At 57.5% G+C, this 20,482-nt stretch carries 19 protein-coding genes; 7 read left to right on the forward strand and 12 right to left on the reverse strand.

Annotated elements, in window-relative coordinates; genetic code table 11:
* Positions 1-3 precede the first annotated feature (3 nt).
* Positions 4-1,278 carry a transcription termination factor Rho gene (gene rho, locus R1W01_RS07470; RefSeq protein WP_243613451.1) on the reverse strand — a complete coding sequence of 425 codons (1,275 nt, stop codon included), beginning with the start codon at positions 1,276-1,278 and terminating at the stop codon, positions 4-6.
* A 543-nt stretch (positions 1,279-1,821) separates the two neighbouring features.
* On the opposite strand from rho, the gene R1W01_RS07475 reads away from it, so the two are divergent.
* The 4 genes from R1W01_RS07475 to dnaQ are packed head-to-tail and all read left to right on the forward strand — an operon-like array spanning position 1,822 to position 4,568.
* Positions 1,822-2,421 (forward strand): Maf family protein, encoded by a 600-nt coding sequence (locus tag R1W01_RS07475; protein ID WP_297754740.1) that lies wholly within the window; start codon positions 1,822-1,824, stop codon positions 2,419-2,421.
* Entirely contained in the window at positions 2,418-3,248 is an 831-nt protein-coding gene (locus tag R1W01_RS07480; RefSeq protein ID WP_297754737.1) for a shikimate dehydrogenase, read from the forward strand. Before R1W01_RS07475 ends, R1W01_RS07480 begins: the two co-directional genes overlap by 4 nt.
* Positions 3,245-3,838: a dephospho-CoA kinase gene (coaE, locus tag R1W01_RS07485; protein ID WP_297754734.1), complete on the forward strand. Its 594-nt coding sequence runs from the start codon at positions 3,245-3,247 to the stop codon at positions 3,836-3,838. Before R1W01_RS07480 ends, coaE begins: the two co-directional genes overlap by 4 nt.
* Positions 3,831-4,568 (forward strand): DNA polymerase III subunit epsilon, encoded by a 738-nt coding sequence (gene dnaQ, locus R1W01_RS07490; protein WP_243613447.1) that lies wholly within the window; start codon positions 3,831-3,833, stop codon positions 4,566-4,568. Before coaE ends, dnaQ begins: the two co-directional genes overlap by 8 nt.
* Positions 4,569-4,599: 31 nt before the next feature.
* Here dnaQ and secB read toward each other — a convergent pair whose 3' ends face one another.
* Both secB and R1W01_RS07500 read right to left on the reverse strand, forming a co-directional pair.
* Complete coding sequence (gene secB / locus R1W01_RS07495) at positions 4,600-5,091, reverse strand: protein-export chaperone SecB (protein WP_243613446.1); 492 nt, start codon at positions 5,089-5,091, stop codon at positions 4,600-4,602.
* Positions 5,092-5,149: 58 nt separating this feature from the next.
* Complete coding sequence (locus tag R1W01_RS07500; protein WP_297754731.1) at positions 5,150-5,635, reverse strand: FxsA family protein; 486 nt, start codon at positions 5,633-5,635, stop codon at positions 5,150-5,152.
* Between the two features lie 103 nt (positions 5,636-5,738).
* On the opposite strand from R1W01_RS07500, the gene R1W01_RS07505 reads away from it, so the two are divergent.
* The 3 genes from R1W01_RS07505 to R1W01_RS07515 are packed head-to-tail and all read left to right on the forward strand — an operon-like array spanning position 5,739 to position 8,004.
* Positions 5,739-6,395 (forward strand): Tim44/TimA family putative adaptor protein, encoded by a 657-nt coding sequence (locus R1W01_RS07505; protein WP_297754728.1) that lies wholly within the window; start codon positions 5,739-5,741, stop codon positions 6,393-6,395.
* Positions 6,396-6,433: 38 nt separating this feature from the next.
* Complete coding sequence (locus R1W01_RS07510) at positions 6,434-7,429, forward strand: murein transglycosylase A (protein ID WP_317275180.1); 996 nt, start codon at positions 6,434-6,436, stop codon at positions 7,427-7,429.
* The gene (locus tag R1W01_RS07515; RefSeq protein WP_243613442.1) at positions 7,426-8,004 is read left to right on the forward strand and encodes a Smr/MutS family protein; all 579 of its coding nucleotides are present in this window, start codon (positions 7,426-7,428) and stop codon (positions 8,002-8,004) included. Before R1W01_RS07510 ends, R1W01_RS07515 begins: the two co-directional genes overlap by 4 nt.
* Positions 8,005-8,017: 13 nt before the next feature.
* Here R1W01_RS07515 and hslU read toward each other — a convergent pair whose 3' ends face one another.
* From hslU to R1W01_RS07560, 9 genes are all read right to left on the reverse strand, one after another.
* Positions 8,018-9,328 carry an ATP-dependent protease ATPase subunit HslU gene (gene hslU / locus R1W01_RS07520; RefSeq protein ID WP_243613441.1) on the reverse strand — a complete coding sequence of 437 codons (1,311 nt, stop codon included), beginning with the start codon at positions 9,326-9,328 and terminating at the stop codon, positions 8,018-8,020.
* Positions 9,325-9,882 (reverse strand): ATP-dependent protease subunit HslV, encoded by a 558-nt coding sequence (gene hslV, locus R1W01_RS07525; RefSeq protein ID WP_243613440.1) that lies wholly within the window; start codon positions 9,880-9,882, stop codon positions 9,325-9,327. Before hslV ends, hslU begins: the two co-directional genes overlap by 4 nt.
* A gap of 121 nt (positions 9,883-10,003) precedes the next feature.
* The gene (gene trxA / locus R1W01_RS07530; protein ID WP_243613439.1) at positions 10,004-10,324 is read right to left on the reverse strand and encodes a thioredoxin; all 321 of its coding nucleotides are present in this window, start codon (positions 10,322-10,324) and stop codon (positions 10,004-10,006) included.
* A gap of 37 nt (positions 10,325-10,361) precedes the next feature.
* Positions 10,362-13,757, reverse strand: a complete 3,396-nt coding sequence (addA, locus tag R1W01_RS07535; RefSeq protein WP_297754716.1) for a double-strand break repair helicase AddA — start codon at positions 13,755-13,757, stop codon at positions 10,362-10,364.
* The gene (gene addB / locus R1W01_RS07540; protein ID WP_297754713.1) at positions 13,757-16,711 is read right to left on the reverse strand and encodes a double-strand break repair protein AddB; all 2,955 of its coding nucleotides are present in this window, start codon (positions 16,709-16,711) and stop codon (positions 13,757-13,759) included. Before addB ends, addA begins: the two co-directional genes overlap by 1 nt.
* Positions 16,704-17,396: a nucleotidyltransferase family protein gene (locus R1W01_RS07545; protein WP_297754711.1), complete on the reverse strand. Its 693-nt coding sequence runs from the start codon at positions 17,394-17,396 to the stop codon at positions 16,704-16,706. The genes addB and R1W01_RS07545 overlap by 8 nt, the downstream gene beginning before the upstream one ends.
* Positions 17,372-18,391, reverse strand: a complete 1,020-nt coding sequence (locus R1W01_RS07550) for an aminoglycoside phosphotransferase family protein (protein WP_297754708.1) — start codon at positions 18,389-18,391, stop codon at positions 17,372-17,374. The genes R1W01_RS07545 and R1W01_RS07550 overlap by 25 nt, the downstream gene beginning before the upstream one ends.
* Positions 18,384-18,860, reverse strand: coding sequence for a tRNA (adenosine(37)-N6)-threonylcarbamoyltransferase complex ATPase subunit type 1 TsaE (gene tsaE, locus R1W01_RS07555; protein WP_243613434.1), 477 nt, complete (start codon positions 18,858-18,860; stop codon positions 18,384-18,386). The genes R1W01_RS07550 and tsaE overlap by 8 nt, the downstream gene beginning before the upstream one ends.
* Before the next feature lie 9 nt (positions 18,861-18,869).
* Positions 18,870-20,423 (reverse strand): PAS-domain containing protein, encoded by a 1,554-nt coding sequence (locus tag R1W01_RS07560; protein WP_297754705.1) that lies wholly within the window; start codon positions 20,421-20,423, stop codon positions 18,870-18,872.
* Between the last annotated feature and the right edge of the window lie 59 nt (positions 20,424-20,482).

Genomic DNA, 20,482 nt, shown 5'->3' on the forward strand with positions numbered 1-20,482 from the left:
CTCTTAGGTGTTCATCGAGTCAAAGAACTCGGAGTTGGTCTTGGTCTGCTTGAGCTTGGAAATCAGGAACTCAATCGCATCCGTGGTGCCCATCGGGTTGAGGATACGACGCAGGACGAAGGTCTTGGCGAGATCGGTCTTGTCGACAAGTAGGTCTTCTTTACGCGTACCGGACTTGAGAATGTCGATGGCCGGGAAGACGCGCTTGTCTGCGATCTTACGATCAAGGACGATCTCCGAGTTACCGGTGCCTTTGAATTCTTCGAAAATGACCTCGTCCATTCGAGAGCCGGTGTCGATGAGGGCCGTCGCGATGATCGTCAGCGATCCACCCTCCTCGATGTTTCGCGCAGCACCAAAGAAACGCTTGGGACGTTGCAGGGCGTTGGCGTCGACACCACCGGTCAGAACTTTCCCAGAGGACGGGATCACCGTGTTGAAAGCGCGGCCCAGGCGCGTGATCGAGTCGAGCAAAATCACGACGTCGCGCTTGTGTTCAACAAGGCGCTTAGCCTTCTCGATCACCATCTCGGACACGGCCACGTGGCGCGTTGCGGGTTCATCGAAGGTCGAGGAAATGACTTCGCCCTTCACCGAGCGCTGCATATCTGTCACCTCTTCCGGGCGTTCGTCGATCAGGAGAACGATGAGATAACATTCCGGGTGGTTCGCTTCGATGGAGTGAGCGATGTTCTGAAGCAGAACGGTTTTACCCGTCCGCGGAGGCGCCACGATCAGGGAACGTTGACCTTTACCAATCGGCGACACGAGGTCGATGATCCGGGCGGAACGGTCTTTCTTGGTCGGGTCTTCTTCGATCTCCATCTTAAGGCGCTCATCGGGGTAGAGCGGCGTCAGGTTATCGAAGGCGATCTTGTGGTTCGCTTTCTCAGGCGCTTCGAAATTGATCTGTGTGACGTTCATGAGCGCGAAATAGCGTTCATTGTCTTCCGGCGCCTTGATGACGCCATCGACGGTATCACCGGTACGCAGCGAGAACTTCTTGATCATCTCCGGGCTGACATAAATGTCGTCAGGACCGGGAAGGTAGTTGGCCTCAGGAGCACGCAAGAAGCCAAAGCCATCCTGGAGCACCTCGAGCACGCCTTCGCCGGAGATCTCCCACCCTTCATCCGCGCGTTCGCGGAGGATCTGGAACATCATTTCGCCTTTGCGCATCGTCGAAGCATTCTCGATTTCGAGTTCTTCGGCCATCGCCAACAGGTCTTTCGGGCTCTTTGCCTTCAGATCGGCAAGCGCAAGTTTTTCGATAGTCATGGAAATATCCTAAGCGCAGCCAAGAGTGGCTACGTGATTCATATGGAACTTGGAGGACACGTGATCCGGACGGATCAGTTGGAGAGCTTTTAGTCGGTCTTAGCCAGGGAGTCAATTTGAAGCGAAACACATGAAACCGTCAGAGCGAGACTTGTTCTTTGGTCTTCTTAATAAAAAGAAAAAGAAAGAAAGGATGATGATTATGTTGGGAGGCTGATTTCTTGGGATTACTTGCTTATGCACAGATTTCCCAACCTTGGGATAGAATGGAACGGCGCCAGATAAAATGGGGACACTACTAAGAAAAATAAATAAATTTCAAAGGGTTAAAAGGAATCTCAGGTCAGCAGATTTGTGGATAACCATGGGGAGCAACGTGGCATAGTTCCGGCCATCAACAGGTTAGAGTTTTCCCCATCCACCGGGGACAGATCGCAGGGAAACTTCGTGAAACCACCCGGGTTCTCCCGAACTTGCAAAACCACCTGATTTTTCCGAGAAGTAGTTCAATCGTTTCACACACCTCCTCCACAGGTTTTCCACATGCCCCAAGACATCATTCTCGCCAGCGGTTCGGAAATCCGGGCGCAGCTATTGCGGAATGCAGGTGTAACATATCGAATCGAGACCGCCCGCGTTGACGAAGAGATGTTGCGCCGCAGTCTTGAAATGGAGGGGGCAACGCCACGCGATATCGCAGATGGCCTCGCCGAAGCGAAGGCGATGAAAGTTGCTGGGAAACACCATGAGAGCCTCGTGATTGGTTGTGACCAGGTACTCGATTTCGAGGGAAAGGTATTTTCAAAGCCGGAAACACCTGAAGACGCCAAGACGCAGCTACGCGCGTTGCGCAACAATCGGCATACGCTCTTATCCGCGGTGGTCCTTTATCATGAGGGACGCCCCGTCTGGCGGCATGTCGGCACGGTGCGTCTTTTGATGCGGGATTTCTCGGATCAGTATCTCGAGGATTATGTCGAGAGAAACTGGGAAAGCATCCGTTGGTCCGTCGGAGCCTATAAGCTTGAGGAAGAAGGCGTGCGTCTCTTCTCGCGGGTTGATGGCGACTACTTCAACGTACTTGGCTTGCCGCTTGTCGAGTTGCTCAACTATCTCATGGTCCGAGGAGACCTTATGTCATGACAGCGCAATCCATACCTCTCGCGGCGGTGATCGGACATCCGATCGCTCATTCGAAATCCCCTCGCCTGCACGGCTATTGGCTCCGGAAATATGGGATTGAGGGGCATTATCTACCAATGGATGTCGCGCCGGATGATCTTGGGGCGGTGATTGATGCATTGCCGAAGATGGGGTTTGTGGGGGCGAACGTCACCATCCCGCATAAAGAGGCTATCATGTCGCTTGTCGATGAGCTTAGCGAGGGAGCGAAAGCGATTGGCGCCGTCAACACACTTGTTTTCAAGGATGGAAAAGTCCTTGGGGACAATACAGATGGCTATGGTTTTATTGAGAACCTGCGGCAGGGCGCACCGGAGTGGCAGGCAGAAGCCGGGCCGGCGATGGTTCTTGGCGCTGGAGGAGCTGCGCGGGCGATCGTCTATTCGCTCTTGCGGGCTGGGGTGCCGGAAATCCTGCTCACGAACCGCACGAAAGAGCGCGCCGACGTGCTGCGCGCTGATTTTGGTGACCGGATCAGGGTCGTGGATTGGGAAACGGCAGAGGGCGCATTGGCCGAAGCCGCAACACTTGTGAATACAACGTCCCTTGGGATGCTTGGTAAGGCGCCCCTTGAGGTTTCCCTCGCGGCGCTGGCGTCGACGGCGACCGTGACGGATATCGTCTACACCCCGCTCGAGACCGATCTATTGCGCAACGCGAAAGAGAAGGGATGTCCTACAGTCGATGGGCTAGGCATGTTGCTTCATCAAGCAGTGCCGGGGTTCGAGGCGTGGTTTGGCACGCGACCGGAGGTTGATGCTGGCCTGCGCAAAGAGGTGCTCGCATGACGTTTCGTCTCGGCCTTACCGGATCTATTGGCATGGGGAAGTCCACTACGGCAAAGCTATTCGCCGAGGCAGGTTGTGCGGTATGGGATGCGGACGCGGCGGTGCATCGGATGTATGCCAAGGGCGGCGCGGCCGTAGACCCGCTTGCCGAGGCGTTGCCGGGCGCGATTGAGAATGGCGAGGTGTCTCGCGAGAGGCTTAAAGAAATGATCGGTCACGATCCGAGCGTTCTCGGTACGCTTGAGAAGGTCGTTCATCCGCTCGTCGGTGAGGATCGTGCACGGTTTGTCGAGATCGCGAAGGCGGATATTGTTGTGTTCGATATCCCTCTCTTGTTTGAAACCGGCGGAAACAAGGGCATGGACGCAGTTGTTTGTGTTTCCGTCCCTGCAGATGTTCAACAAGAGCGCGTCTTGGCGCGGGGCACGATGACGCTCGAACAGTTTGAGCAAATTCGAGCAAAACAGATGCCGAACGCCGAGAAATGCGCGCTATCGGATTTCGTTGTCGTGACGGATACGCTTGAACATGCGCGCGAACAGGTGAACGATATCGTAACGACGATCAGGAAAGGCTTATCCGATGCGTGAAATCGTTCTCGATACGGAGACCACTGGGCTCAATCCTGACACCGGAGACCGAATTGTCGAGATCGGGGGCGTTGAGCTTTTCAACCATATGCCGACCGGCAATACCTATCATCAATATATCAACCCCGAGCGCTCGATGCCGATGGAAGCGTTCGAAGTGCATGGGATTGGCCCGGATCTCCTCGAACCGCCGCAAGAGCCAGCGCCCGGCGCTGTGATCTTGCGCGACAAGCCTGTTTTCCAAGAGGTCGGTCAAGCGTTTCTCGACTTCGTGGGCGATGCGAAGCTTGTGATTCATAACGCGTCTTTCGACATGAAGTTTCTTAATGCCGAACTGCGCTGGATGGGTCTTCCGCAGCTACCTTGGGAACAGGCTGTGGACACACTGGCCATTGCGCGCAAGAAATTTCCGGGGTCGCCCGCGTCTCTTGATGCTTTGTGTCGACGGTTCGGGATCAACAATGACAACCGGACGCTTCACGGCGCGCTTCTCGACTCCGAGATCCTCGCGGATGTGTATCTTGAGCTGATCGGGGGGCGGCAGCCGGATTTCGGGCTTGCGACGCAAACGCGATCCAAGGCTGGTGCACAAAGCGAAGAGCAATCGAATTGGCGACCATCGCCGCGGCCTTCTCCCCTGCCCTCGCGTCTGACCGAAGAAGAAAGAAAGGCCCACGAGGCGTTCGTTGCGAAACTCGGCGACGACAGCCTGTGGGCCAAACTTTCGTAACGCCCCCGCCAGAACGGGAGCATCTATTCAATCAGTTCTGCGGCTGGGCGCCGGTTTCGGCCTGACGGCGCGCGATCTCATTGCGGTAAAGCTGCATGAAATCGATATTGTCGAGGTTCAGCGGCGGGAAACCGCCGTCGCGCGTCACGTCGGAAACGATGCGACGGATGAACGGGAAGAGGAGACGCGGGCACTCGATCAGGAGGAACGGGTGCATCTGGTCGTCCGGAACGCCCTCGATGTGGAACACGCCGGCATAGTCGAGTTCGAGAAGGAACATCTCTTCGCCAGTCGTCTTGTTCTTGGACGTGATGTTGAGCTTGGTCACGACCTCGTACTGATGTTCAACATCGCGCTTCTGAGCGTCGAGATTGACCTGCACCTGCACGTCAGGCTGAGCTTCGCCGGACGCACGTTTCTGCGCGAGAATGTTCTCAAAGGAAAGGTCACGGATGAATTGTGCGAGCACGTTCATGCGAACTTGGGGGGCGGCCTGAGCTGCGCCATTGCCGTTTTCCGACATGTGGGTCTCCTGGAATACAAAATCTTCGAAAACGCTTTATCAGGAAGGCCCGGAGGCCTCAATGCTTAGTCCAGCCAGAGGGCCGGTGGGTTGGTCGTTTCTCGGGGTCAACCTCGACAAATTCGCCATCAATGACATCTTCGGGGCCTGAACGGTGAGGTTCGGCCCGATGCGTGGACCCCATCGAGAAGCTTCGCACTTGAACGCGCCCCCTGAGAAAACGAAAAACGGCTTCTCGCACTGGCGGGACGAGAAGGGCAAAACCGACAGCGTCGGTAAAGAAGCCCGGAGTCAGAAGAAGTGCGCCCGAGAAGAGGATCATCGCGCCATGCGCGAGGGGTTCGGTCGGGTCGTTGAGTTCGGAGAAAGATCGCTGCAGATTTCCGAGGGCAATCCGCCCCTGGTTCCTGACAAGGTAGGTGCCGAGTATGGCCGTCAGAACCACGATAAGCAAAGTCGGAGCAAGACCAAGAGCGCCACCCACTTGAATGAACAAGGCGATTTCGATCAGGGGAACACCGACAAAGGCCAGAAACAGCCACATTTTTTCTATCTCCTGTATAGTATTGGGCGCAGTGGACTTGACCCGGCCCGTGACTTACATAAGTGCGGTAGAAGCCCGTTTCCATGCCCGATATGAGGTTCCAATGAATACGCCCATCCTTCAGCTTCTGGTGCTGGCCGGCATCGCAGTGTTCCTAATCCTTCGCCTCAAGAGCGTGTTGGGAACGCGAGATGGCTATGAGCCTCCGCGTCAGGTGCCGGGTTCGTCGGCGAAGCAGGAACGCGAGTTCGAGGTGATCGAAGGCGGGCCGGATCCTGATATTACCGATCACGTCGCAGAAGACAGCGATGCCGCCAAAGCCTTGATCGCAATGAAAAGTGCGGAACCGTCCTTTGCGGTTGGCGAGTTCCTTCAGGGTGCGCGCGGCGCTTATGAGATGATCCTTATGGGATTTGAGAAAGGCGACCTTGCATCGATCAAACCGTTCCTGTCGGAAGACGTCTACGACGCTTTTGCGCAAGTCGTGGAACAACGCGAAACGCAGGGACTGACCGTCGAGAGCGAATTCGTCGGCGTGCGCGAAATGTCGCTGCATGATGCAAAGTTCGACGAAGTGAGCCGCGAGGGTGAGGTCAGCGTGCGGTTTGTTGGTGAACTTACCCACGTGGTGCGCGATCGGGCGGGCGATATCGTTGAGGGCGATGAACGCCAGGTCAAGCGGCAGAAGGACATCTGGACCTTCGCGCGGGCCATGGGGTCGGACGATCCCAACTGGCAGCTTGTCGCCACGGGCGAATGACCCGGTGGTTTCGGGCGGTCCTTTCGGCTGGCCTCTTGATGGCCGGTTCTGAGGTGATGTCCGAGACCACGATTTCGGTTCTTGAGTTCGAAGACCTTGCCGGATGGTCTGAAGATGACCATGCCGAGGCGCTCGCCACTTTTCGCAACACTTGTGGCATATTGGATGCGCCGGATTGGCGCGCGATCTGCCGCGCTGCAGAAGAGTTCCCAGATCCGAAGAAATTCTTCGAGTTGCTGTTTCGCCCGGTCCTGATCGAAGACGGGGCGGCGGCGCTTTTCACGGGGTACTTCGAGCCGGAGCTTGATGGCTCCCTGACTCCAACTGACCGTTATCGTTATCCTGTGTATCGGACACCGCCAGAAGTCAGGCAGCGTGATACCTGGTTAAGCCGCCGGGCGATCGAAACGTCGGGCGCGCTCGAGGGTCGGAGCCTTGAGATTGCTTGGGTTGATGATCCCGTAGAGCTCTTCTTCTTGCAGATTCAAGGTTCTGGGCGGATTCACCTGCCAGACGGGGGATACATCCGGGTTGGTTATGGGGGGTCTAACGGGCACCCTTATCGCTCGATCGGTGTCGAGCTCGTGCGGAGGGGCATCTACACTGCGCATCAGGTAAGCGCACAGGTCATCAAGAACTGGGTGCGCCGCAATCCGCTCGAGGGTGAGGAGCTGTTGCGACATAATGATTCATACGTCTTTTTTCGAGAAGTCACCAAGGTGCCTGCTGATCAAGGTCCGATTGGTGCGATGAACCGGTCGGTGACGGCGATGCGGACAATCGCCGTCGATCCGAAATTTACGCCATTGGGCGCGCCGGTCTGGATCGAGAAAAGGGGCAAGACCCCGATGAAACGCCTCATGGTGGCGCAGGACACGGGGTCGGCGATCAAAGGCGCGCAGCGCGCCGATATTTTCTTTGGCACTGGGGATAAGGCGGGGCGCGCGGCTGGCCACCTCAAGGATGACGGACGCATGATCGTTCTTCTACCAATCCAACGGGCCTATGCCATGCTGCCAGAGGCAGTGCTTTGAGTCGTCGTCGCCTGACCCCGGAAGAGATCGAGCTTTGGCGCAAGGTGACGGATTCTGCGCATCGCATGCACCCGGAGCGACCCCGACATGAAGCCCCCATGCCCAAGCCGAAACCCACCAAAACCGTGAAACAGAGGCTGACACAGTCTTTTGAGGTTGGGTCAAAGGCACGCACGGCGCATCCGGGGCATGACCTTATGCCCGCGTTGCCCGAGCGTATGGCGAAACAGCCGGTTCACATGGACAAGAAAGCTTTTACTCGACTAAAGCGCGGAAAAATGTTGCCAGAGGCAAAGATCGACCTTCATGGCATGACCCAGGATCAGGCGCATCCGGCGTTGATTGGGTTCATCCTGCGTGCACACGGGAGCGGGAAGCGACTTGTTCTTGTGGTGACAGGCAAGGGGAAGACGCGGCCGGATGATGGGCCAATTCCGGTCCGGCGCGGTATCCTCAAACACAATGTGCCGCAATGGCTCTCGATGCCGCCGGTTGCACCGCTCGTGCTACAGGTTGCCGAAGCCCATATCAGCCACGGCGGGAGCGGTGCCTATTATGTCTATCTTCGCCGATAGAGCGGCGTGAGGATCAGAGAACGTAGCGGCTGACGTCGGTCGACTTGGTCAGTTCACCAAGGTTCTTATCGACAAAGGCGTTGTCGACGACGATCTCTTCGCCTGAACGGTCAGGCGCGGAAAAGCTCAGCTCCTCGAAGACGCGCTCCATCACGGTGTAAAGGCGGCGCGCTCCGATATTCTCGACGCTTTTGTTCACATCTGCCGCGATCTTGGCGAGTGCGGCGATGCCTTCGTCGGTGAAACGCACGGTGACTTCCTCGGTGCCCATGAGGGCAGTGTATTGCCGGGTCAGCGCGTTGTCGGTTTCTGTCAGGATGCGCACGAAGTCATCTTCGGTCAGGGCACGAAGCTCAACGCGGATCGGTAAACGACCCTGAAGCTCGGGCAAGAGATCCGAGGGCTTGGCGATGTGGAATGCACCTGATGCGATGAACAGGATATGGTCGGTTTTGACAGGCCCGTGTTTCGTGCTCACGGTGGTGCCTTCGATCAGGGGCAGAAGATCGCGCTGCACACCTTCACGGGAAACATCGCCGCCGCGCGCTTCGGCGCGGGCACAGACCTTGTCGATCTCATCGAGGAATACGATGCCGTTCTGCTCTACCGCTTCGAGCGCGGCTTTGGTTACAGTTTCATCGTCTAGAAGCTTGTCTGCTTCCTCGGAAATCAGGATCTCATAGCTCTCGGCGACCGTCATCTTGCGGCGCACTGTGCGACCACCAAGGGCTTTGCCGAAAATATCGCCAAGGTTCATCATGCCCATCTGGCTACCGGGCTGGCCGGGGATATCGAACATGCCGCCCATGGGGTTCGAGTTGTCCGAAACGTCGAGTTCGATCACCGTGTCGTCAAGTTCACCAGCCTTGAGTTTCTTACGGAACATGTCGCGGGTGGACTCGCGGGCATCCGTTCCTGCGATCGCTTCGATCACACGTTCTTCTGCGGCATTGTGGGCGTTGGCTTTCACCTCGTCGCGCATATGGTCGCGGGTCATGGCGATGGCGCTATCGACGAGATCGCGGATGATTTGTTCCACGTCACGACCGACATAACCGACTTCTGTGAACTTGGTGGCCTCAACCTTGATGAAAGGCGCCTTGGCGAGCTTGGCGAGGCGGCGGCTGATCTCGGTCTTGCCGACACCGGTCGGACCGATCATCAGGATGTTCTTTGGGTAGACTTCTTCACGAAGATCATCCGAGAGCTGCTTGCGGCGCCAGCGGTTGCGCAAGGCGACAGCAACAGCGCGCTTTGCGTCTTTCTGGCCGATGATGAAGCGGTCGAGTTCAGAAACGATTTCGCGCGGGGTCAGGTCAGTCATTTGGAGATCTTCTCGACAGTGAGTTTTCCGTTGGTGTAGACGCAGATGTCTGCGGCGATGGCCATCGCGGTGCGCGCAACGTCTTCGGCGGATTTATCGCTATCCATCATCGCGCGGGCAGCGGCGAGCGCGTAGTTCCCGCCCGAACCAATCGCGGTCACGTCATGTTCCGGCTCGAGAACGTCCCCTGCTCCGGTGATGACAAAGATGTCCGCACCATCAGAGACGATGAGCATTGCTTCGAGCTTTTGAAGGTACTTATCAGTGCGCCAATCCTTGGCGAGCTCGACCGATGCGCGGGCGAGCTGTCCAGGACTGGCCTCGAGCTTCGTCTCAAGTCGTTCGAGAAGCGTAAAGGCATCCGCGGTTGATCCGGCAAATCCGGCTACGACATCGTGGCCCCCGGGAGATAGGCGGCGAACCTTCCTCGCCGTGCCTTTGATGACGGTTTGGCCAAGAGAGACCTGACCGTCGCCGGCGATGACAACTTCGCCGTCTTTTTTCACGCCGATGATCGTCGTTCCGTGCCATCCGGGAAAGGACTCGTTGGACATGACGTACTCCTCTTGTTGACGTTCTATATGTGCGGTGAAGAAGAAAGGCACAAGGCCGGGTGGCGGCTGATATGAAAAGGGCGCCCCGTTTGGGACGCCCTGTTCGGAAAATCAGAGGCGATCAGATCGACTCTTCGATCCAGCCCTGAAGCGCGGCCTTAGGGGCAGCGCCGGCGCGGTTCGAAACGACCTTGCCGTCCTTGAAGATGAAGAGCGCAGGGATGCCGCGCACGCCCATCGAGGCGGCCGAGTTCGGGTTCGAGTCCACGTCGACCTTGGCAATTTTCACCTTGCCATCGAGTTCATCGGACAGTTCCTCAAGAACCGGACCGATCATTTTGCACGGACCGCACCATTCGGCCCAGAAATCGACGACGACGGGAACGTCGGAATTGACGACTTCGGCTTCAAAGGTGGCATCGGTGACAGCAACGGTTGCCATTGGGTTTCTCCTGAATGAGCGAAAACGTTCGCCGAACCTAGGTAGCCTCCTGCCGGTCGTCAAGATATCCGCCGTCCAAGAGCGCATTTGTCACAAGATCGTGCGGGAGAGGCATAAGGATTGAGGACCGGGTCCAGAGAATTGCGGTCTCGATCCTGTGCTTTGGATAGATCTGAGCGAGGGCTTGCGCATAGGCACCCATCTGACGGAGGAGGCCAAGCGGGGTTTGTTCCGGGGTTTCAGGGGTGATTGCGTTGGTCTTGAAATCCACGGCGAGTACTCGGTCATCGCCAATAACGAGCCGGTCGATCACTCCATGAAGGCGTGCCGCACCAAGATCGGCCGTCACTGGCACCTCGGCAAGCGTTTCTGCAGCGAAGAGTTCCGCAAAACTCGGATGGATCAGGATGCTTTGGGCTTCGTTCAAAAGATCGGCTGTTTCCGCAGGAGACGGAGAGATTTCACCGCTAGAAAGGATCGTCGGCGCAACCTCTGCCCAATCCTCTCTGGCATATGTCGGCAGGTGTTCGAGAAGAAGATGAATGCGACTTCCGCGTTGCATTGCGGCGTCTTCATCAAGACCAGCCTCGCCTGGCAAGGCTTTGGCGCCGCCAAGCTCAGAAGGAGAGAGCGTTTTCTTTGTATCGACAACCAAAGGCGCAGGCGTTTGAAAATAGGCCGGCAACTGGAGGCGCGTTCTGTTCGGTGCTTCCTCGGGCACAATACTCGGTCCACTCCAGTCGCCGTGCGTATAGCGAAGACCCTGCCCGACCGGGAAATCGAACGGCTCTGCCCCCGCGGAGGTTAGGCCAGCCTTCACGATATCGTACCAAGCGCGCCCGTCTTTCCCGAGTTCACCAGCCGCCGCAACGATGAGCCACTTCTCTGCACGCGTCATCGCGACGTATAGCAGGCGCAGACGTTCTTCGAGTTCTGCTCCTTTCGCGCGATCCCTTTCTCCTGTGAGGGCTTCGGGCATAAGCTCTTTGCGAGGCACCCAAAAAACCTCGCCGTCCAAGTCAATCAAGGGCGCGGCATTGCGCGGGTTGCGTTGTGCAGTGTCGGGGAGGATCACGATGGGTGCTTCGAGACCTTTTGAGCCATGAACCGTCATGACACGAATACGGTTCCCGGCACTGTCCATCTGTCGCTTGATCTCGAGATCGTCCGTTTCCATCCAGACAAGGAAGCCCGTTAGGCTTGGAACCGCGCTTCGCTCGTAGGCAAGCGCTTGGCTTAGTAGGGCGTTGATTCCGTCCTCTGCTTCTGCACCGAGCCGAGCGAGGAGTTTGCGGCGTCCATCATGGCGGGTAAGGATGCGCTCGATAAGATCATAGGGGCGCAGAAAATCTGCGTTCTCCATGAGATCCCAGATGACGGCCATCGTATCCGGAAAGTCTTTCTCACGGTCACGAAGCGCGCGCCAGAGATGTGTGCTCGTGCGACGATGAGCGAGATCGAAAAGCGCCTGTTCGCTCCAGCCGAAAAGGGGGGAGCGGAGGACCGTCGCCAGAGAGAGATTGTCCTCTGGCGTGTCGAGAAAGCGTAGCAAGGCAGCGAGATCTTTCACCGCGAGCTCTCCTCCGACACGCAGGCGGTCTGCCCCAGCGATCGGCAGGTCGCGAGCCTTACAGGCGCGGATGATTTCATGAAACAACGTGCTACGGCGCTGGACCAGGACCAGGATGTCTCCGGGTTGAACGGGAGTTTGGGAGTAAAGGCCGTTCTCGTCGGGTTTTCCGGTCGGAATAGTCTCTTTCTCTGAGATCATCCGTGCGATCTGATCCGCGATGCGGTTGGCGAGGATTACGTCGTGATGGGTCTCCCCGATGCGGTCAACTGGCTGATACCACGCGTCCTTCTCGGCGCTGACAGATTTGTCGATCACGGGCCATAGATCAACACGCCCCGGAAGATCGCCATGAAAGGCCTTGTGCTCAGTATCCTGCGGAAAGCCGTTGTTGTGAAACGGTTTAAAAGTCGTATCTACAAGGCGAAGCACGGCTTGGGAGGATCGGAAAGAGTATTCGAGTCCGAGAGACTTCAGTGATTTCCCTGTCGGCTTGAGGCGTTCGGCGAATTCTTCGCGCATTCGGTCGAACTCAGCCGGATCTGCGCCTTGAAAGCTGTAGATCGATTGCTTCTTGTCGCCGACGACGAAAATCGTGCGCTCAACCTCGCTGCGGGCGCCTGATCCGCTGGTGAATTCCTGCGCCAGCCGCTCGATGACCTGCCATTGGACTGGGCTCGTGTCCTGGGCTTCGTCGACAAGGATATGGTCGATCCCGCCATCAAGACGATAGAGTACCCATTCAGCGACGGCCTTGTCTTCGAGAAGGTCTCGGGTGCGCAGAATAAGGTCGTCGAAATCGAGCCAGCCGCGTAGTTGCTTCTGTCGTTCGTAAAGCTCAACAAAACGACAGGCGAAGGCAGAGAGTGCTGCGGCACGTTCGGCGGCAAGGACGGCGATTCTTTTTTGCCGGTTGTCCTCGACGCGGAGCATAAGTGGATTGAGTTGGTTGATGAGTTCTGGGTGGGCATCCCGAACAGGCTTGGTCGGAACCGCATCTATCTTTGCTGTAAACGGTGACTTCGCGCTGTCGCCAGTCAGGAAAAAGCGCTCAAGCGTTGGTAGTGCGGAAGCATCAAGGGAAGTGAGTGAAGACAGAGCGTCAGCGAGCCTGTTGTCTGTGATCTTGCTGGCCCTCAAGATTGGCACAAGCGCCTCAAAAAGTGCCGCCTCGCCACCAAGGAAAACCCGTCCGCCGATCGCGTCGAGCGTTAGATCGCGATCATGGCCGAGGCCCTCGAGAAAGTCGGACGCAGGTTTGGGCGTCGAGAAGGACTGCCGGCGGCCGGTAATGTCGCGTGTTAGATCGCCAAGATCCTCACCTGTGAAATGACGCGAGAGGGTTGCCAGAAGCGACGCATCCGCCCCCTGCGCCATTGTCTCGACGATATCCTCGCGAAGAAGATCGGCGGCGCGTTCTTCCATTTCCTTGAACAGCGGAGATACACCCGCCTCAAGCGGGAAGCGTCGCAGGATTGAAGAACAGAAGGAGTGAATCGTTTGGATCTTGAGGCCGCCGGGTGTTTCGATTGCGCGAGCGAACAAGGTTCGCGCACTGCGAAGAGCGGTATCGTCCAAGGGGCCCGGCACGCCAAGTTCGGCTAATTCTTTGCTCAGAGTTTCCTTGTCGCGCATCGCCCAAGCGCCCAAGCGCTGAAATAGGCGGTTCTGCATCTCGCTCGCTGCGGCCTTGGTATAGGTGAGGCAGAGGATATGTTGAGGCAGGACCCCGTTGAGCAGAAGACGCGCCACCCGATCCGTGAGCACCCGCGTCTTTCCAGAGCCTGCGTTGGCCGAAAGCCAAGTAGACTCGGAGGGATGGGCGGCTTGGACTTGGCGTTCAGTCGCTTCGTTGCGCTTCATCAGCTCATGTCCTCTGGTTCCGGTGCGTCCGTCGCATCCCACTCTCCGAATCGCGCCAACTGATCGTAGCGTCCGACATCCTTCTCGGATTGGAACGCCCGTCGCGAGGTAAAGCCGGTGTCACGATCCGCATAATGCGCCATAAGGGCGATGAACTCTTCCCAGACCTGTGCTGCAGGGGTCTTTTCGAGAGGCGCGGCCTCATCCTTTGGATCGTTAGAAAGACCGATATAGATGGCTTCGGCGACTTCAGCAGGATCAATGTCGCGAAAGCCGCCCCGCTCGGCCATCGCCGCTTCGAGCAAGAGCTGTTTGTCGAAATATTCTTGTTCTTTTGCGCTTGGCGGTTTGCCAGACTTGTAGTCGTAGATCACAAGACGACCATCCTTGATCCGGTCGATCCTATCGGCTTTCCCGACAAGCCGCATGGGGGGTATCGGTATCTCGACCGACGCCTCACGTTCATATGCAATCGGTTTGCCTTTGGTGCGGCGGGTCTTCTCGCCTTCGATAACGTGATCCGCTACCCGCTCAAGGCGTGCCCGATAGAGGGTTCTCGCTGTGGCCCAAGGCACATCTCGGGAGAGAACATCTTCCGTGACAGACATGAGATGCGCGCGGTTGAGTTTAGTGGGGTCTTGCGTCGCATCGCGCACGAAGGTTTCGAGGATATCGTGGATCGCAATCCCGCGCAGGATTGCGTCCGGCGTCTTCATGAGGCTGTCGAGCGGCTTTAATCGCAAGACGTGCTTGGCATAGATCGCGTAAGGGTCTCGAATGAGGGTCTTGATTTCGGTAACCGAAAGGCTCTTTGGGCGCGCGGCGGAAGGGGGGCGCGGTGAGGGGCGTTTCTCGGCATCGATTGGGTCAACATGTTCAAGCTCTGCGAGATATGAGAGCCACCGTTCGCCCCTCTCTCGCATCTTTTTGAGCGCCGCCGGACCACCCTGTTTTGGCAACCCCTCGAGCAGGTTGGTCAAACGATTGATCCAACGTGACGGCACGGTTTCTGCTTCATCAGAGCGGATCGAGCGGGTGAGCCAGACTTCGGGTGCTGCGATTGCCTGTTCGAAGTCATGCGCGGAAAGTCCGATCTTGCGCTCTGGCAGGAGCAGGCCAGCGTCGTGGCGCATTTTGCGATTTAACCAAGGATCCGGCGTGAGCGCTTCGGGCCAGCTTCCTTCGTTGAGGCCTCCAAGGATCACGAGCTCCGCGCCTTGCACGCGCGCCTCGAGCGTTCCCCATATCAGGATCTTGGGGTGCGGGGCGTCGCGGTCTCGAACCTCGCCGCGCGATAGAACCGCACCGAACAGGTCGTCATAGTCCGACGCAGTGATCGGCCCAGCGAATTTTGCGTTTTCCCGCAGATCGGCAACGATCTCTGCGGCCTTTCGCCCGGCGGCTTTCTCCCAAAGCGCGCCGCATCCGTGTTCCGTCGGACCCTGCGCAAGCGCCTCGGACACGGTAATATGGCGTTCAAGCCGATCTGAAAACGCTTGCTCTCCGGAGTCTTCAAGATGAACGAGGTGCGATAGAAGCCACTCCAGCCAATCGCGGTCTTCTTGGTCCCGGCCTTCGCCCCAGGCGCGAAGGGTCTCGGAATCGGGGTAAGCAACTCCCTTGCGCCGAACCCAAAGCTCGAGCGCACGCGTGCGAAGGAGGTGATCATTGCGGCTTTGGCTGCTGTTACAGAGCGGATGCTTAAGCAGAGTGAGAAGCGCTTCAGAAGTCAGTTTCTGGCGGAATAGAGCCGATACGTGACGCAAGAACCGCCCCGGAGGGCTAAGCTGTAGCGGTGTCCCTGCACTATCGTCGGGTAGAATTCCCCAACGGTCGAGCGCGGCAGTGACTTGTCTGGTCAAAGCGCGATCTGGCGAAATCAGGGCGGCAGTTCTGCCCTCTTCCGCTGCTTGTCGTAATCCCAGCGCGATGGCCATGGCTTCTTCACGCACCGAAGGGGCCTCAAGAAGGGTCATCTGAGCGGTTGCCTTATCGACCGGTCCGAGCTTGGGCCCCTCGCTAAGCCATTGATCCGTTACCGGAGCGGGACGCAGCGCGAGCGAAACAAGCCGGTTTCGATCCTTGCAAGGCGGCGCGATGTCGAGCCATGGACGCACATCACCCGGAGCGATCTCGAGCATGTGCATCAGTCGTCGGAAGCGAAACTGCGGGTGGTCTTCTCCGCTCAGCGCGTCACCATCACCCGTCATTGCACCGCCGAGAACGTCCCAAACAGTGTCCGGCATCTCATCGTCGAAACCGGGAAGGACGATTGCGCCCCTTGGGAGTTTTGCGATCGCCTGCATTAGGAGCATCGTTGTACCTCGAGACCCGGTGGAGCCTGCGAGGATGATGGGGTGATCAGGGGGCTCAGTTTGCCAGCGCTCTGCCAAACGCTCGATGACAAGCCTTTGCCGCGCTTCGGAATCGGGCATATCGTCGACCGTTTCGAGGAAACGACGTGCGATCCCGAAGAAAGCCAAAGACCGTTCCCAGTGTCCGGATTGATCAGAGATGTCGAGGGCTTCGATATCATCTGCCGTGACCCCTTCGCCGTTCATCTCGCTCATCAGTGTTGCAAGACTGTCTGCAAGATCAAAAAGCGAGGCGCGCGCGGCGAGATCCGGTTGCGTTTCGAGAAGCTGTGCGATCAGGCGCACAAGCTCAAATCGCCGACGCAAAGGAGAGACCGCAGCGGGTATATCGGATGCGAATGCCGCGCCACCAAAGTCAGAAAGAAGCCGAATACGGGGGAGAAGACCTGCTGGTCCCTTGTCGAAAACGTCGCGCACCCTTCGCTGCATGCGCGCGCTGTTCACGACAAGCTCGACTCGCGCGAGTGCCTCAGGCGGGTCATTTGCAAATCGCTCTCGTAGGCCATCAACGAGGGCTTTCGGGAAGTCCGCGCCGGGCGGTATGGCAAAGACATTCGGTCTGTCGCTGGCCTCAAGCATCGGGGTTCTCCAATAGGGTCTCGGCAAGCTCGACCCCTTCGGGCGAACCGACGTCACACCACCTTCCGGGATAGCTTAGACCGAACAGGCGGTCCTCTTCGAGCATTTGGCTCCACACTAGATTTAGCGAGAATGCGGGTTCTACGACGCTTTCGAGGCGATCTGTCTTGATGATCTGTATCCCGCCATAGACGTCTCCTGCGCCGCGCCGCAGTCTTCCCTCTGGATCAAGTACGAAATCGCCCGTCCCGGAATGGCCCCGCGTATTCTCAAGCGGCACACAGAGCAAAAGCGCGTCCATTCTATCCGGGCTCCATGCTTGCCGCAGGTACGAGAAGGGGTTCGGCCCTTGCCAGATCGCATCAGTATTGGCGGTGAAGAGGGGGTGTCGCCCGAGAAGGGGCAGAGCGTTCTTAAGCCCTCCCCCGGTTTCAAGAATGTCCGGCGTCTCAAGGATCGTCTCGACGCCTTGCTTGTGGAGGTAAGCCTCGAGCTGTGTTGGCTTGTAGTGCAGGTTTGCAACGATCTTGCGGGGCGATATCGCTTTGGCAAGGGACAGGGTATGTTCGATCAATGGAACGCCCGCCACTTTGACAAGGGGCTTCGGCTGGTCCTTGGTTAGGTGGCGCATGCGCGTGCCGAAGCCGGCCGCAAAGAGCATTACAGAGTCGGGAAGGTGCCGCATTTGTCCTTGAGCGTTTGAAGGTTGGGTTTGGTTGGTACTGGCAGAGAGTCCAGAACGAGATTTCGAACAGGCGCGAGCGCCGGATGTGCGAGATCGCGGAGCAGGTAGCCCCAGACCCTCGGGATGAAATCAACGTAGTGAGGTTTGCCGAAATGCATGGACAAGCGGGCGAAGACACCAATGATCCTCAGGTTTCTTTGAACCCCAAGAGCGTGATAGGCGGCGCGAAAGGCATCGTCGGGTTGGCGCGAAACAGAAATGTACCGATCAAGCATTTCTTGCTCGAGCGCTGGGGAAACATCTCGGCGCGCGTCTTGCAGGAGTGACACGAGATCATAGGCGCGATGGCCTTTCATGGCGTCCTGAAAGTCCAGAAGACCGACCCGTTGAACACCGTCCCGCTCTGGTAGCCAAAGAAGGTTCTCTGCATGGTAGTCACGTTGAATAAGAACTTCCGCCCCTGAGGCGTGTGTCTCAAGGAGCGGGCGGAATGCGGCTTCAAACTTGAGGGCCGCTTCCTCAAATGGCCGGTCGTGACCACGTAGATACCAACGATAGGAAAGCGCGGCCATCTCCGTCATGACAGCGGGCGAATAGGCCGCGAGATCTGTCCGTATTGGATGGGCGTGAAGCGACAAGAGCACGTCCGTTGCGCTCTCATAGAGTAGAGTCTCCAATTCTGGTGCCCGCTTTACCACACGAGCGAAGAGGTCATCACCAAGATCTTCCAGCAGAAGAAATCCGTTCTCTCTATCTTGGAAAAGGACCTGAGGCGCCGAAAGGCCAGCGTCTCGGAGTTCCTGCGCAATCGCTACGAAAGGGCGGATATCTTCGCCGCTCTCTGGCGGAGCATCCATAAGAACAGCCGTCTTGTGATCGTGCACCAAACGCAGATACCGCCTGTTGGAGGCGTCTCCGGCGAGCGGCGCACGCTCCGCATCCGACCAAGGGGTGGCGTTCAGAAATTTGTCTAGCAAACTGGCGCGATCAGTCATGTATTGCTTCCTTGATGACGGGTGCCCAGCGCGTATTGCTTGATGAGATCGTGAGCGCTCTCTGGCCCAGATCCGCAGTCATTGAGAATGACAAGGTGAGTGCGGACTCGGGTGCAAGTTCTGCAAGCCGGTCGGGCCATTCGACCAAACAGATTGCATCCTCAAAAGCATCGATCAGTCCCAACTCGATCACTTCGTCCGGGGATGTCAGGCGATAGAGGTCTGCATGCCAAATCTCGCCGAGAAGGCTTTCATAGGTTTGCACCAAGGTGAAAGTCGGGGACGGAATGTCCTCGGGAGTGTCGAGCAGGGATAGGATTAGACTGCGGGCGAAATGGGTCTTACCAGCGCCGATTTCCCCCTCGAGAAGTAGGACATCCCCTTTCTTGACCTGCGCGCTGATCAGCTTTGCCAAAGCGGCGGTCTCTTCTGGAGAGGTCAGGGTGAGGGAGGTTTGGAAGAAGGACATGGCCGCAGATTACACGGCCACCTCTTCCTCGCAAGCCGGATAGGCGGTGGTCGGCGAATAACCTTCGTTCTCGTCATTCGGATGGGTATCAAGAAGATCGGAGAAAACAACAGCCTTGTTGCCGCCATGAAGGTACACCGCACGGATGCACTTTGCCTTGCCACCCTCTGTCCTTACGATCCCAACGAGGTCTGGTCGGGGATTGATATCGTCAAGGTGCAATTCGAGGCGGTCCCAGATATCAGACGGTTCAAAGTGGGCCTTCCATGCCTCGAGTGCATTTGATGTGCTGTAGTCCGAGAGATCTGACTCGACCTCTGATTTCCAGTATCGCCGGTAGGCGCTGTTGCTGAAGGTTGCGGCGCCGACAGGAGAGAACACGACCACCGCTTCATCGAGGGAATCGAGCACGGCCTGTACCAGATCGAGCTGTGACCGGAAGCGGCGTGTAAGAGAGACTTCGGCGCTGATATCTTCGAAGAGAAGCGCAATGGCGCCATCAGGATGAGGCCTTCCATGGATCTTGTAAGTCACTCCGGACGGAAGAGACCATGTTTCGCAATAGCGGTCATCCGAGGCTGCGATGACGAGCTCTGCGATTTGTTGGCGCCATGAGTTGTAGTTCTTCGGCTCCGGGATCATGCGCGTTTCGCGTAGGCGATCAAAGAAGGTCAGGAGGCTGGGTCGCGAGGAAAGAAAATCCGCAGGCAAGTTCGTGAGGTCGATAAGCGCAGGGTTGAAGAGCGTGAGCTGGCGGTTCCGGTCAAATATCGCGAGACCAATCGAGAGCTGTGCGAAGGTTTTTGTCAGGGTCTGGACAAAATTGCGTTGGGCGATCTCGGCATGAACAAGAGCGTTGGCGTCGGTGGCGTAGTGAAGCATCGAGGTGCCGCTTTGGCGTGTGCTGATATCGAACCAAAGCTCGTCTTCGCCTTCTCGGAGGCGAAGCTTGGTGCGCTTAGTCTCGTCGGGGAGAAAGGCATCTTCGAATAGGCGCTGCGTCGCCTCGCCTTCTGGGGCGATATTGCGAGCGAGGGTCATGTAGGCTTCGTTGGCCCAAGTGATCTCACCTGTCTCGGCACTGATCCAGATCGGATAAGGCGCGCGCTGGGCGGTGGTGTCGACAGCGGCATGCTCCTTGGCGATGGAGCGTGGGGAGGTTTCGGTCAGTCGGACGCGGGCGAAATCCTCCCATTGTTCCAAACTTGCGGAGGCGGGATCGTCGGGGTTGGCCGGGGAGAAGATACGTATGTGCCGTCCCTTGTCGCTCCCTTGCGTGGTTGGGAAATCAGGAAAGCGAGGGGCGAGGCAGTTGACGAGTGTTGTCCACGTCTCGGGATCGGTCTCTGTATTCTCAAGGAGGGCGAGGCCGGCGGGATTGGCGTCGATCAGAAAACCGTTGCGGTAGAGAAGCACTGCAGATGGCGGGTCAATATGTGCGGATTTGCCAGCGGGTTTTGAGACAAAGAGCGATATCCGATGGGCGGCCCAGAGACAGGGCAGCGCCAAGGCGACCCCGAGAAGGGACAGGTAGAACGGATCGAGGTTCTGGAAGTTGGACATGCGGGACACTTGGAAATCTGTCCCTCTAGTCTTTCCCCTCTCGGTTAATGGAAGGTTAA

Source organism: Shimia sp. FJ5, from assembly GCF_032918335.1.
Lineage (GTDB): Bacteria > Pseudomonadota > Alphaproteobacteria > Rhodobacterales > Rhodobacteraceae > Shimia > Shimia aestuarii_A.